The following is a 13667-nucleotide window of genomic DNA, read 5'->3' as shown; positions in this document are numbered from 1 at the left end:
CTCCGATGACGAGAGATCCTCACCGGCCATGTTCGGCTGCCACCTCCTTAGCCGAATCAATTGCCTCAGCGATCGCAAGCCGTAGAGACTGGCCGGCCCAATTTACGATAGCTTCCGCTTCTCCGAACCGGAGCGTCACGGCGGGATTGGCCAGGTGCGGCTCCTCCTCGATGTGACCGTCCTCGAATCCGGCGGGCAGACCATCGATGAGGAATGGACCGTCGAATGTCAGCTCGAGCGACGGATCGCTCACTCTCTCCCATCGCACCCCCGGATCGTGGTCACCGAGCGGGTTCCATTCGATATGCCCCGAGGTGAGACGCTCGACCCATGCAGCGAATTCCCCATCGACGGCGCGGCGTCCGATCGCCGCGATCCACGATGCGCCGTGCGCTGCCGGAATCCACTCCTGCTGTGCAGTGTCACCGGTGGTAATGGCACGCAGCCCGCCTTCCGCGGCCACGACGACGTACCCGTCACCGCGGCGTCCGAACAGCCAATCGCCATGCTGCACGATCTCATCGAACTGGACTGTGGGGAACCAGAGATGGGTGCTCTTTCTCGGGTCGGTCGAGGTGAACCGCTGTACGTGGACCAGTGCGTTGCGGTGCTGATGGACTCTCCCCAGCACGCGGTGTCCCGCCCACCCGTTGGGGCGCGCCGCTGAACCGGTGTCGGCGTTGGCTGGATGAGTGACGAATACCTGCAACTCCCGGCCCAGAGTGGCGCCCCACAGGTGCTCCTGGAGCCCTGGCAGGCCCGAACGGTAGTCCTGCACACTCGCGAGCATCACATCGGGTGTGCGATGGATGCGCAGGTCGGAGCGGTAGGGGCGTGCGAGAAGATCGCGCTCGAAGGCCAGCGCTCCCCGGTAGACCTGACGGCCGTTCCACTCCTCGGGTTCGGTGCGTGCGAGTTCGCGGACGACAGCGGGGATCGTGTACTTCTGAGCCATCGCGAGCGCCGTCACCGGCAGCACCGCGTCGTTCAGCGTCCCGACACCGCCGATCAGGCGCAGCAGCGGCGAGGTCTCCTCGTATCGGCTGCTGCGAAGAGTGTGCACATAGGACCGGCCGTGCGCCGCACCATGCACTCCACGCCAGGAGTTGCTCGTGAGGCTGACCAGCGTCTTGTCGAGCAGGGTCGTCGCCGGAAGGGTGAGGCGCTGATCTGTGGCGAGCTCGATCAGGGCTGCCAGCGCGTACGAGTCGATCGCCAAGTAGGCGTTGGAGTCGAACTCGCTGAATCCGCCCTCGAGTTTGCGGGTGAGCCACGCCGCTGCTCGGGCGCGCGCCTCGGCAGCGTGTTCGCGTCCGGTGCGACCGTCGACGTCGAAGTGCGCGTCGGGGAACGCCTCGCCGGCCAGGGTCTCGGCCACGTGCCAGACGAACTGATGGTTCTCGGTGAAGTAGCACATGGCATCCAGACCCGACTGCGTGATCCAGTACTTCATCGAGGTCAGCTCCGCCTGGATCTCGTCGCGGAGTCCAGGGGCCCATTGCTCGGCGGGTATCCAGTGCCAGGCGAGCAGCAGCGCGATCACCTCGAAGTCCGCGCAGTCGCCGCGGGTCACGACACGGTGGCGCGCCGAGGCGAGGTCGTTCGGCACAACTGTCGTTGACGGATCCAGCGCGAAGCGCGCAAGGACCCCCGCGACGCCGACCTCGCGCACATCGTTGCCGTCAGCCCCGACGTGTTCAAGGACATCCTGTCGCCACGAGTCGGGCGAGCCCTCGCTCGTCAGGCGGCTGTCCTGGGGGAGAGACGCGACCCGCAGACGCACCGTCTGCGGGCACCGCTGATCCGCCACTCCGACTTCGATGATCGACTCTCCGGTGGACAGCATCGACGCGCCGGCTGACCGTGCGACATCGGCACCCTCGTCCTCTGCCTCGATCGCGCCGAAGAGCGAGTACTCGGCCAGACCGCGGGAATCTGCTTGCACCTGCTGCCATGCACCGTCGCCGACGCGTATCCGCAGTCGGACGCTGGCGGGAGCCGTGAGACTCGCGGTCGCACGCTCCTGCGCCCAACTGGGGGAGCCGACTCGCCCGAGCACGCCATCCGCGAGGCGAGCGGCTGTCTCATCTGCCCCCGGCGAGGGGATGACGACGCGCACCGGAAGTCCGATCACGCGCAGGCGTGCGATGTGCCGCACTTCGCGGAACGCCGCTTGCCAGGTCGCGAGGTGCACCGTCGTCGTGCGGGAGTGCAGCCGCAGCCGCATGCTGGAAACCTCGGGTTCCATGTACGACACGGTGCCGCCGCGCAGCACGAGTTCGCCGTCGACCCACAGGGCGAAAGGTCCGGTGGTGTGGACCTCGAATGTGCGCCACTCTGCCTGATCGACCTCGAGCACCGTGCTCGCGATTGAGGCACGATACTCCGGGGTGAAGCAGAACGCCGACCAGTCGAGGTAGCCGTCCCATCCGGCGCGCACTCGCCGCCATGAGCCTTCGTGCACCGTGTCGAATGCCGTCCAGGTGATCCGTGCGCCCTCGGAGATCGCAGGCAGGGCCTGATCGAGATCCAACGCTTGCGCGCCGAGCAGTCGTTCCTTGAAGGGACCGACGTCGGGGCCTTGCGTGAGGACCCAACGGCCGTCTTCGGCGCTCGGCGCTCCGTCCGAGAAGCGACGACCTTCCCCCCAGGGCTCGCCGTCTGCGGGAAGGAAGTCTCCGAGGTCTTCGCACGGCAGTGCCCAGGCCGGGGATACGAGCCAGTCGCGGACGGTGCCGTCGGGATCGGTCACGTGTACTGTGCGCCCAGAAGGGGCGAGGAGATGGGACATCATGCCTTTATTGTCTGGATCTTCTGGTCAGGTTCTGCGGGATGGACGGGGTGCTACTTAATGCCCGTATTGGCGATTCCCGTCGCGATCTGCCTCTGGAAGAAGAGGAAGATCACCAGAACGGGGATCGTCGAGACCACACCCATTGCGAGGATGAGGTTGAACGGCACGGTCAGTTCCGCATTGAAGCGCGCGAGGGCAACCGGCAGGGTGTAGACCGACTCGCTCTGCGCGATGACGAGCGGCCAGAGAAAGTCGCTCCACCGCCACATGACCGAGAAGATTGCGACGACAGCCAGCGCTGGCGTGCACAAGGGGATGACGATCTGTGCGAACGTGCGGAACTCACCCGCACCATCGACGCGGGCGGCCTCGATGAGCTCGTCCGGAATCGAGAGCATGTACTGCCGCAGCAGGAACACGCCAGTGGGAGTCGCCGCGGCCGGGATGATCATGCCCCACAGGGTGTTGACGAGTCCGAGCGATGCCACCACCTGATACACGGGGATGAGAATCACCTGGAGCGGAATCATGATGGTCGCGAGTGTGAGCAGGAACAGGAGCGTTTTGCCACGGAAGTTGTACTTCGCCAGCGCATATGCCGCCATCGCATTGATGACGAGCGTGAGCGCTGTCGCAACGACCGTCACGATCACGCTGTTGGTGAGGTACTGAAGGAAATTGAAGCGACTCAGCGCCTCGATGTAGTTGATCGGCAGCCAGGACTCCGGCAGAAGCGTCGGCGGGCGTTGCGCAAGCTCCGTCGGAGTCTTGAACGACCCGAGGAACATCCATAGCAGGGGCACGAGGCACGCCAATGAGCCGCCGACGAGCACCACAACGCGCAGGACGTCGGAGACTCGCACGGTCCCGGCACTGATCGACGTCCACGTGCGCTTCGGCTGGCCGGTGATGATCGTTCGAGTCTCGCTCATACCGCTTCCCTTCTACGGCTGATTAGCCAGTTGACGAGCGTGAGTATGAAGACAGTGAGGAACAGCAGGACGCCACCGGCCGTAGCGATGCCGTAGCGGATCGGTGACTGGAATCCGTTCTCGTAGATGTACTGCACCATGAGGGTCGTCGCACCGACCGGACCGCCACCCGTGAGGGTCCAGATGAAGTCGAAGGACTGGAACCCGTGGATCGTCGCGAGGACGACCACGACCACGATGCTCGGCTGAAGCAACGGCACGGTGATCACGCGGAACTGCTGCCACCAGTTGGCGCCGTCCATGCGCGCGGCCTCGTAAAGTGCGGGATCGATCGCTTGCAGACCCGCGAGGAGGATGAGCATGTAGAAGCCCATCTGCATCCAGATCCCGACCAGGATGATGGCGACCATCGCCCACGCGTCGTCGACCAGCCACGGGACCGAGGGGATCCCGAACCAGTTCAGTGCCGTGTTGACGATGCCGTTCTGCCGTTCCAACATCCAGTTCCACATGAGGCCGACGACAACAGGCGACATGAGGACGGGGATGAAGAACACCGCACGGAAAAAGGTCTTGCCACGTCGCTGGGCATTCACCAGCGCGGCTGCCGCCAGCGCGACAGCTGTTCCCAACACGACGAACGCGATGGCGAAGATGGCCGTGTTGCGCACCACTTCCCAGAACTCGGCATCGGTGAGGATATTGCGATAGTTCTCGAGGCCCACCCACCGGAACGTGCGTCCGTTGTTCGACTCGTACAGCGACATGTTGAAGCCGTTGAGCGCCGGATAGATCGTGAAGATGGCGAAGATCACCATGTTCGGAATGAGGAACAGGTACGGAGCCACCTTCATGCCCCAACCACCACCCGTCCACCGCGTGAGCGGCGGACGGGTGGTGGTCATGGTCGTCGTAGTCACGAGCCGAGTTCGGCGACGAGTGCGTCGATCGCCTCGCTCAGAGACGTGAGCGCCGTGTTCAGATCGACCTGGCCGGCCACAACCGTCGAAAGCGACTCGACGAGCTCGGTGGCCGAGGGTGAGAACGCCGGGTTGGCGTTGGCCGCGAAGCCCTCGTCGGGGGTGACCAGCAAGTCGGCGAGGAATACGTCCATCGTCGCCTGAGTCTTCTCGTCGGGATAGGTGACTCCGCTCTCTGACAGGTCGACCCTGGTTGGCAGCGCTCCGGCGGTCGTGACAAACGTCTCCTGATTCTCCGTGTCGTTCATGAATCGGATGAACTCGGCGGCCAGCGCGGGGTTCTCCGACTGCTGGAACGCGGCCATGAATTTGCCGCCGGGGAAGCCGCCGCACTCCGCCTCGCACGGGTTCGGCGCAACAGCCCAATCGAACGAGGCGTCTGCCGCGAACTGCGCGACCTGCCAGTTGCCCGACAGGTAGATCGGCGTCTCGCCGGCGAGGAAGATCTCGTTGGCACCCGCATAGCGAGAACCCGATCCGAGCCAGAAGTCAGCCGGCATGTCACCGTCCGCCATCAGGTCCACGAGTGGCTGCAGTGCCTGCTCTGCCTTGTCGATGTCGAGGGCGTTCCCGTCGGCGTCCAGCATGTACGTGCCGTACTGGCTGAGGATTGTCGAGAGGCGGTGGCCGGACTTGTCCATCGCGAACGCGTATGGCGTGCCGGTCTTCTCCTTGACTTCCTTCGCGGCGGTGAGCATCTCTTCCCAGGTCCACTTCTCGGGGATATCGACACCCGCTTGCTCGAAGAGCTCGACGTTGATGAAGGGGCCGTTCATCGTGAGGTCGCTCGGGACGGCGATCATCTCGTCGTCCGCGTTCTCGACCGCCTGCAAGGGCCCGGGAAGGAACTCGTCGGAGTAGGCGTCACCCAGGTATGGGTCGAGTACGAGCAGATCGTCGCGGAAGTCCGTTAGGCCGGTCAGGCGAGCGACGTCGGGTGCGTTGCCGCCCGAAAGACGGTTGAGCGTCGAGGTGACGAGGTCGGCGTATGGCAGGATCTCGAGTTCGACCGTGACGTCGTACTTGTCCTCGAACTCCGCGATGAGTTGACGAGTCGCTTCCTCATCCGGACCGTCGGTGAAGTACATGTACGTCAGGGATTTCCCGGCGAAGTCCGCAGGGTCAACCGTCTGGACAGGCTGCGGCGAGTCGTCTTCGATCTGGCCTGGTGCGCAACCAGCGATGAGCAGCGCGGATGCGCTGAGAGCCAGCGCAGCGAGAGTGCGCTTTCGCATAAGTGCCACGGATCCTCCTTGATTCGGTGAGCGGGTGACGTGATTAGTCGAAGCAGATGACAACCATCAGCATTCTGACCTAGTATTCCAATGGATAGGAAACTCTTTCTGCTGAGTGGAAAACTTAACGCAACTGAAACTGAACGGAGCAGGCGTCGATGTCATTCACGGAGCTGTGGAGCACGCACCCCCAAGAGCTCAGCATCCTGAACGGGGCGGAGCTGCGCGAACGATTTGTGGTGCCCCGTCTCTTCGAGAGCGGCGCGTTCACCTTCGCGTATTCCCATGACGACAGGCTCCTAGTAGGAGGGGTGGTGCTCGATGACGAAGAGATTCCTCTCGATGCCCCACTCGAGCTGAACACGCCGCAGCTTCTAGATCGGCGAGAGCTGGGTTTGGTCGGTCTCGATGGAGACATCTGTGTCACGAGTTCTGCGGGCGAGTTTTTCGTAGGCCGGCACGACGTGTTGTACCTGCCCAAGGGCACGCGCGATGTCCGCGTCGGTGGCCGAGGTGTCCTCTACGTAGTCTCGGCCCCTGCCCACGCGGAGGGTGAGGCTGCGTTGGCCACACGAGAGGGCGTCGAGGCGATTCGCCTCGGGTCGGCCGAGGGAGCGAACGACCGGACTATTCGCAAATACATCCACGCGGACGGAATAGCGTCGAATCAGCTCGTACTCGGCATCACGACGCTCGAGCCGGGATCGGTGTGGAACACGATGCCTGCGCACACTCACAGTCGCCGTACCGAGATCTACCTTTATGACGGGCTCGGCGACAACCCGCTCGTGCATCTCATGGGGCGACCCGACGACACCCGGCACCTGCTGCTGCACGACAAGGATGCTGTGATTTCGCCGCCATGGTCGATTCATTCCGGTTCCGCGACGGGCGCTTACAGTTTCGTCTGGGCTATGGCGGGCGAGAATATCGACTATGCCGACGTGGTCGCCGTCGCCCCGTTGGAGCTGCGATGAGCGGCCCCGTGGTCGCAGAGCAAGACGATATCGGAGCTCCGCTCCGCGGCCGGCGCGCACTTGTCACCGGCGCGGGCAGTGGTATCGGGCTTGCCTGCGCGCGATCGCTCGCACAGCGCGGAGCTGAGCTCGTACTGCTCGGTCGTGCCTCTGTGGAACGCGGCGCCGAGGCGCTTCGGAGCGAGGGACACGCCGTATCGACTGTCACGTGCGACCTCTCCGATGTCGATGAGGCGTACCGGATCGGCGCCGAAGTCGCTGCGCGCGAACCGATCGATATCCTCGTCAACAACGCAGGCATTATCCATCGTGAGCCTGCCGTGGACCACGATCGCAGTGATTGGCGGCGCGTGCTCGATGTCAACCTGAACTCGCCGTGGGCGCTCACACAGGCGATCGGCGCCGGGATGGTCTCACGTGGCTACGGACGCATCGTCACGATCGCTTCACTGCTCTCATTTCAGGGCGGCATCAATGTCGTCTCGTACGCCGCCAGTAAACATGCCAGCGTCGGCATGACCAAGACCCTTGCCAACGAATGGGCCGCCCACGGCGTCACCGTGAACTGCGTCGCCCCTGGCTACGTGCGTACAGACAACACGGCGGCTCTCAGGGAGGACGAAGAACGCGAGCGCGAGATCCGTGCGCGTATCCCCGCTGGGCGTTGGGCCGAGGCGAGCGATATAGCCGGCGCGGTGGCTTTCCTCAGCGGCCCGGATGCCGCGTACGTCAACGGACATGTCCTAGTGGTCGACGGCGGCTGGCTGTCGCGCTGACGCGCTCTCGCCCCGGAGGTGTTCGGCTGTCTGCTTGTCCTGATCAGTCCCCGTCGACGACCATGAAGCCATGGCGAACGCGGTCGAACCGGCGCTCACGGACGAACCCCAGTCATCGGTCTGACCCTCGATCACTGGCGAGGAATCGCTCGGTCAGAACGGGATCGTCAGGCTGCCGTCGGCCGCGACGACGATGACCTTCTTGTCGATCAATCGGTTGATGACCGCAGGAGCGTCGATGGGCGCCGAACCATCTATCGTGGCGCCGTCACGATCGGGATCATGACGGTACGCCGCTTCCAAACGCTCGCGCGGCACTGGGCCGTCAAACTCCTGCATCAGTCGCACGAGAGTCCCTGCGACATCTCCCTCATCCGAGCCCAATCGGGTGATTGTTTCTGCGATGCTGCGGATCTGTGCGATCCCGGCTCCGGCCGAAAGGAACGCCTGACCCGTCGCCAGTGAGATAAGCCCGATCAGCAGTTGCCAGAGCGCGTCCTTTCGCAATTTGGTGGTGTTGATATGCCATCGCTCGTCCGGAGTGAGCAGCTCTGACACGATCGGGTCGCCGGGACGACGGCGCGAAGATGGAAGTTCATAAACTGACCGTGATGCCGTCGATGTGCATCGCATGTGCCTCGCGCTACAACGCGCTGATCTCGTCGGAAGTGAGTCGTCTTGCAAGATCCGGCTCGATCATCTCAGAGCTTCGGGCAGGTCCCGTTTCGAGAAACTCATCACGGGGGACAGCGTAGCGATGAGCGACACCAGACCAGTCGGGGCGGGCCCGCCCCAATGTCGTCGAAATGCTGATGCGACCAGGTCGGGTCGCATCCTGGATCGAAGGTGACCACTCGGCTTGCGTGCAGGCTCACTCCTTATGCTGGCTGTGATCCTCGACGTCGGGTTCTGCCCGGAGCAGGTCAGCGACTTCCTCCTCGGGGCGGGGCGCGATGTTCTCGTCAAGTTCGATCTCCGGCACGGTGGCCTCGGTCGGGCCGGGTATGTGCTTCCGGTGTGGCTGGTCCTCGGGGGAACTCATGGAGGCTCCTTCGTTTGTGGCAGCCTGCGCTCGTCGCGCCCGCCGGGGTCAGAGATCCACTTTGCCGCTTTCGCCGCCGTCGTAGCGCTCCCCGGTGATCTTCGACTTCACGAAGCTGAATGCTGTGGCGATCTTTCCGCCCGGGGTGTCCCAGTACTCGGCCGAGTCCGCGCTGAACTTGAGCACGCCGACAGCGGGGTCGTCCGGACCATCGGGGAACCAGGCCTCGACGACTGGGTTCCACAGCTCGTCGATCTTCTCGCGGTCCTCGATGAGTCGTGCCGTGCCCGAAAGCGAGACCCAGGCGTCATTCGAGCTGAGCGAGACGTTGGCGTGCGAGTCAGCGGCGAGATCTCTGATCGGCGAGGAGTTCTTCGAGACGAGGAACCACAGGTCGCCGTCGAACTCCGCTTCCTGCACTGTGAGCGGGTGCGCGACGAGCGTGCCGTCGGTGTGGCGGGTGACGAACATCGCGAATCGGAACTTCTTGACGAGTTCTGCGACCTTCGCGCGATCGTCCGTGGCGTCAGTCATGGCGTTCACCTTTCTCTTCCGTTCCATCTGTCGCAGCCAATGATGCGCTGTCTGCGCATTCGTGGGAACGGGGTTGAAAGCGACGCGTGTCAGGGATATGGCGGGGTGATCTCCGAACGTTGCCATGGGGGTGTTCAGCGATTCGTGGCTCCATCGGCTGGTGAGCTGGTCCGGCCGAAGTCGCTCGCCAACCAGCTCTCGATCGACGCGAACGGAAACTCGCGGGGCGAATGCGCGCCCGGGAGGATGCTGGTCGACTGCATCCGGTCCAGTCGGAACAGGCGCCAATCGCCTCGGTCGAGATCGAAGCCGACGACATACCACTGCCGGTCCCGCAGGAAGTGGCGGTGCGGCTCGACCACGCGCGCGGATTGCCGCCTGGACTGATCGGTGTATTCGAAGCCGACGCGTGCACCCTGGGCGACCGCATCGGACAGGATGCCGACGATCGCCCAGTCCACGGGTGCGGGCGGCTCCTGCAGGATCTGGGTCGAGATCGCGGTGGCGGCCGCGCGTCGGCGCAGGGCGGGCGGCAATGTCTGCTCGAGCTTCGAGCGGGCGACGGATGCCGTCGGGTCATCGGGGCTCCACGTCTCGAGCACGAGCAGGCTCGTGATGATCGTGGCGACCTCGTCAGCGCTGAGGAGTAGCGGGGGGATCTTCGTCCCCGGGCGCAGTTGATATCCGGCTCCCGGACCCGGTCTGGACTGCACGTCGTACCCGAGCTCCCGCAGTCGTTGGGCGTCTCGTCGCACGGTTCGCTGGCTCACTTCCAGTCGCTCAGCGAGCGCAGCAACGCTCCAATCGCCGCCTGCCTGGAGCAGCGACAGCAGACCTAGGGTGCGATTCGATGGCGAGTCCACGATCCCATGATCGCCGAGGATGCGGCCAAAAACAGGCCGCATCTGGTTCTAACGTGGCCAGTCACACACGAAAGGACTCACCATGCGAATCGCTGTCACCACACCCAACGGCAATGTCGGACACCACCTCACGCGGATGCTGGTGCGCTCAGGCGTCCGGCCGTTGCTGCTCACGCGGCACCCGGAGGAGATCTCCGCGGAGCTGATCCCCTACGTCGATGTGGCGCGTGCGGACTCGCAGAATGCCGACGAGGTCGTGGACGCGACTCGCGGTGTGAATGCTATCTACTGGGTCGATCCGTCTGTCATGACGGAGGATCCGCTCGCCGATTACGCCCGCGCCACGGAGGCTCTCGTGCGTGCGGTCGCCGAGAACGGTATCGTTCGGGTCGTCTTCCAGAGCAGCATCGGCGCCGAGAAGCGCCACGGCGCCGGTGAGATCGACGGGCTCGCGGCGACCGAGGTCGCGCTGGACGGTCTCGACATCGACGTCACTCACCTGCGGTGCGGCTACTTCTTCACCAACCTGCTGCTCGACGTCGAGTCGTTGAAGTCGGGGAAGATGCAGACGGTACTGCCGATCGATGCGCCGATGGCTTGGGTGGCGCCCCGTGATATCGCCGAGGTGGCCGCCCTGACGCTGCTCAATCGTGAGTGGACGGGACATCGCGTGCAGGCTGTGCACGGACCTGAAGACCTGAGCTGGTCGCAGGTCGCCGGGATCCTGACGCAGGAGCTCGGGCGAGATGTGGTCGTCGAAAGGATCGCGGATGAGGAGATGCGGCAGCAGTACGTCGATGCCCGGATGCCGGCGGCGATGGCGGATGCCGTGCTGGGGATGTCGACCGGACTGCGCGATGACTTCACGCCCGAGCAGGAGCGGTCGGTGGTGACGACCACTCCGACGATGTTGCGGGCGTGGGTGCGGGAGGAGCTGGCGGGGTGACGGTCTTCGCCGCCAGCTGGTCGGGCTCATCCGTCCATCGATGGAGCCTGTCGCTCGGGCTACCTCGATGCTGGCCCGACTCCGGGTGGTGCGGAGGGCTTCCTGCGTCGGGGTGGTCGGATTGGGAGCGACGGTAGCAGAGGCGTCGTCAGATCAGAGCGGACCGAATGCGTCCTCGAGTATCTTCTTAAAGGCCTTTGCAGCGTCGCGATCGAAATGAGTGCTCTGGGTTGGAGACGCCCCGAACTGAGGGCCGCTCGCCGCGTAGTTGTACAGATAGAGCAAGAGCTCGCCGTCCGCGTCTTGCACCATCTGCACGTAGGCGTCCACTTCGGATCGCGGCGCTTTAACCTCGCGGTCGCCCTGGATGAATCTTCGTATCCGTGCCACAGCATCAACATAGCGCCGCCTGGATAGATGAGGACGATGGCGCGCTGGATGCAGACTCGGATCGCGTGCTCACACCGCACGCCTGTTTACGAGTCGTTTGATCCGATCTGCGACCTCAGTCGGTGATTCGTGCTCCCAGCACCTGAAGACGGTCCATCCGGCGGAACGCAACTGCTCGTCGGTGTCGCGATCTCGGTCGATGTTCCGTTGGAGCTTCGGAACCCAGTAGTTGCTGTTGTGCTTGGGGAGCGTGGCGTGGAGGGGGCACCCATGCCAGAAGCAACCGTCGACGAAGACGGCGATCTTGGCTCGTGTGAAGACGATGTCCGCGCGCCTGCGTCCGCCTAACGGCGCGAAGTCGACGCGGTACCGGAGGCCCGCAGCGTGGAGGAGCGCCCGAATAGCGAGTTCGGGCTTGGTGTCCCGCCGTCGGTTGGACTGCATCGAGCGCCGGACGCCCTCTGTGCTTGCCCACGACATGTGACGAGCATACGTCGAACTAGCATGTCAGAGCTTAGAACTAATCTTCGAGAATGTCGCGACGGGCGCGGCTGAGCTGCTGGGGCGGTGGAATCGCGGTAAGCTGCTGAAGAAGAGTCAACTGTTTAGGAGCAAATTTGTCCGAGTACCAGTTCCGAATGGGCGAGCTGTTTAGCGGTCCCGGGGGCATGGCGCTGGGGGCGCGGCGGGCTGCGGCTGCTGTCGAAGGCGTCGAGCTCCGGCACGCATGGGCTAACGACTATGACCGCGATACCTGCAGAACCTATCGCGAGAACATCCTCGTTCCGGCTTACGGTGAGGAAGCCGAGGTGGTCGAAACGGCTGGCGAGCTTCCGCTCGACGGTGGTGGCATCGTTCATCAGAATGTGCACGACCTGGACATCGAGGCGTTGGGTCCCATCGAGGGTTTTGCTTTCGGGTTCCCCTGCAACGACTACAGCCTGGTGGGCGAGTGGAAGGGGCTCGACGGCGAGTTCGGACCTTTGTACACGTACGGTGTGAAAGTGCTCGCGACGAAGGTGCCGAAGTGGTTCGTTGCGGAGAACGTCTCGGGGCTCCGAGGGGCGAACGAAGGAGAAGCTTTCAAGCAGATACTGGCACATCTCCAGGAGCCTGTACCAGGGTTGCGCTACCGTCTCGTGCCACACCTTTATTCCTTCGATGAGTACGGTGTTCCGCAACGGCGGCAGCGGATTGTCATTGTTGGAATCCGTGAAGACCTCGATACCGTTTTCCGCGTCCCGTCCCCGGCCATGCACGTCGATGACGATGTTTCCGTCGGGACTGCCCTGACTGTTCCCCGCATTCCTGTCGGTGCACCGAATCACGAGTACACCAGGCAATCCCCGACCGTTGTTGAACGACTGAGCTACCTGCTACCCGGAGAGCACGCTTTCTCCCCGCGCGCACTCGAGATCATGCCCGAGCGCTTGAAGATCAAGACCCGGACGACAATCAGTACGACCTATAAGCGGCTTGAAGCACAGAAGCCTGCGTATACGGTCACCGGCGGTGGCGGCGGCGGTTCGCACATGTATCACTGGGTGCAGAACCGAGCTCTCACCAATCGCGAGCGGGCGCGATTGCAATCATTCCCTGACGAGTTCGTATTCCAAGGCGGTAAGGAGAGCGTCCGGAAGCAGGTCGGGATGGCCGTCCCGGTCAAGGGGGCGGAAGCGATCTTCACGGCACTCTTCCGTTCGTTCGCCGGGGTGGACTACCCGTCGATCGAGGCGAACGTGGATCTGCAGAAGATGCTCCGTTCAGGAACAAGCGTCGCCGTCTGACATATAGCGCCCGGACCGCCGGTCGATCGATGCAAGGCTCGCGCCGTTCTGATGATGTCGATGGTTCTCGCGAGATTTCAACGCAATCAGGACAGATCCGCAATCGTGATCAGTCCCTCATCCACGCATCGCTCCAGCACGCGCCATGCGCGTGCTGCCTGTCGATCCGACGGCACATTTCCGCCGGCCACCGTTTGAATTATGCCGAGATCCGTCGGGCTAAGGATTCCGGATCCGCGTGAGTCACGAAGAATATCCGTCCAAACGTTTCGTTGAATCTTCATTGTTTAGCCGAGTCGTTCGGTAGCGCGGGTGGGTCGTTCTGGTAGCACTCGTGGGTTGGTCTGGTAGCGCCGGGGGCGGTTGGACCGTGAGGATGGCTGTCAGCCGAGGCCAACGGGGTCTCGGTCG

At 63.7% G+C, this 13667-nt stretch carries 14 protein-coding genes; 4 read left to right on the top strand and 10 right to left on the bottom strand.

Features of this window, described 5'->3' with window-relative positions; translation table 11 throughout:
- Positions 1-19 precede the first annotated feature (19 nt).
- The 4 genes from J1M43_RS00425 to J1M43_RS00410 all read right to left on the bottom strand — a co-directional run bounded on the left by J1M43_RS00425 (position 20) and on the right by J1M43_RS00410 (position 5941).
- Positions 20-2752, bottom strand: a complete 2733-nt coding sequence (locus tag J1M43_RS00425) for a hypothetical protein (protein WP_206475349.1) — start codon at positions 2750-2752, stop codon at positions 20-22.
- A gap of 92 nt (positions 2753-2844) precedes the next feature.
- Entirely contained in the window at positions 2845-3726 is an 882-nt protein-coding gene (locus J1M43_RS00420) for a carbohydrate ABC transporter permease (protein ID WP_206475348.1), read from the bottom strand.
- Positions 3723-4631: a carbohydrate ABC transporter permease gene (locus J1M43_RS00415; RefSeq protein ID WP_206475347.1), complete on the bottom strand. Its 909-nt coding sequence runs from the start codon at positions 4629-4631 to the stop codon at positions 3723-3725. Before J1M43_RS00415 ends, J1M43_RS00420 begins: the two co-directional genes overlap by 4 nt.
- 11 nt (positions 4632-4642) lie before the next feature.
- Positions 4643-5941: a sugar ABC transporter substrate-binding protein gene (locus J1M43_RS00410; RefSeq protein WP_241245264.1), complete on the bottom strand. Its 1299-nt coding sequence runs from the start codon at positions 5939-5941 to the stop codon at positions 4643-4645.
- 158 nt (positions 5942-6099) lie between these two features.
- Between J1M43_RS00410 and kduI the strand changes: the two genes are divergently transcribed.
- Positions 6100-6918, top strand: a complete 819-nt coding sequence (gene kduI, locus J1M43_RS00405) for a 5-dehydro-4-deoxy-D-glucuronate isomerase (RefSeq protein WP_206475345.1) — start codon at positions 6100-6102, stop codon at positions 6916-6918.
- Entirely contained in the window at positions 6915-7694 is a 780-nt protein-coding gene (locus J1M43_RS00400; RefSeq protein WP_206475343.1) for an SDR family oxidoreductase, read from the top strand. Before kduI ends, J1M43_RS00400 begins: the two co-directional genes overlap by 4 nt.
- A gap of 153 nt (positions 7695-7847) precedes the next feature.
- On the opposite strand, the gene J1M43_RS00395 is transcribed toward J1M43_RS00400, so the two are convergent.
- The 4 genes from J1M43_RS00395 to J1M43_RS00380 all read right to left on the bottom strand — a co-directional run bounded on the left by J1M43_RS00395 (position 7848) and on the right by J1M43_RS00380 (position 10133).
- Positions 7848-8252 carry a hypothetical protein gene (locus J1M43_RS00395; protein WP_206475341.1) on the bottom strand — a complete coding sequence of 135 codons (405 nt, stop codon included), beginning with the start codon at positions 8250-8252 and terminating at the stop codon, positions 7848-7850.
- 313 nt (positions 8253-8565) lie between these two features.
- Positions 8566-8736 (bottom strand): hypothetical protein, encoded by a 171-nt coding sequence (locus J1M43_RS00390; RefSeq protein WP_206475339.1) that lies wholly within the window; start codon positions 8734-8736, stop codon positions 8566-8568.
- 48 nt (positions 8737-8784) lie between these two features.
- Positions 8785-9270 carry a pyridoxamine 5'-phosphate oxidase family protein gene (locus tag J1M43_RS00385; RefSeq protein ID WP_206475337.1) on the bottom strand — a complete coding sequence of 162 codons (486 nt, stop codon included), beginning with the start codon at positions 9268-9270 and terminating at the stop codon, positions 8785-8787.
- Between the two features lie 134 nt (positions 9271-9404).
- Positions 9405-10133, bottom strand: coding sequence for a WYL domain-containing protein (locus tag J1M43_RS00380; RefSeq protein WP_307823186.1), 729 nt, complete (start codon positions 10131-10133; stop codon positions 9405-9407).
- 82 nt (positions 10134-10215) lie between these two features.
- Between J1M43_RS00380 and J1M43_RS00375 the strand changes: the two genes are divergently transcribed.
- Positions 10216-11079, top strand: coding sequence for an NAD(P)H-binding protein (locus tag J1M43_RS00375; protein WP_206475334.1), 864 nt, complete (start codon positions 10216-10218; stop codon positions 11077-11079).
- Between the two features lie 153 nt (positions 11080-11232).
- Here the strand turns inward: J1M43_RS00375 and J1M43_RS00370 are convergent, their stop codons facing one another.
- The gene (locus J1M43_RS00370; RefSeq protein WP_206475333.1) at positions 11233-11469 is read right to left on the bottom strand and encodes a hypothetical protein; all 237 of its coding nucleotides are present in this window, start codon (positions 11467-11469) and stop codon (positions 11233-11235) included.
- 69 nt (positions 11470-11538) lie between these two features.
- Positions 11539-11949, bottom strand: a complete 411-nt coding sequence (locus tag J1M43_RS00365; protein ID WP_206475331.1) for a very short patch repair endonuclease — start codon at positions 11947-11949, stop codon at positions 11539-11541.
- 137 nt (positions 11950-12086) lie between these two features.
- Here J1M43_RS00365 and J1M43_RS00360 point away from each other — a divergent pair, with 137 nt between their 5' ends.
- A complete protein-coding gene (locus J1M43_RS00360) occupies positions 12087-13256 on the top strand; it encodes a DNA cytosine methyltransferase (RefSeq protein ID WP_241245161.1) in 1170 nt (389 codons plus the stop codon).
- Positions 13257-13667 lie beyond the last annotated feature (411 nt).

The sequence above is a fragment of the Microbacterium sp. KRD172 genome, from assembly GCF_017168295.1.
Taxonomy (GTDB): domain Bacteria; phylum Actinomycetota; class Actinomycetes; order Actinomycetales; family Microbacteriaceae; genus Microbacterium; species Microbacterium profundi.
The sequence above is the reverse complement of the archived record's forward strand: the minus strand, read 5'-3'. Positions and strand labels throughout refer to the sequence as shown.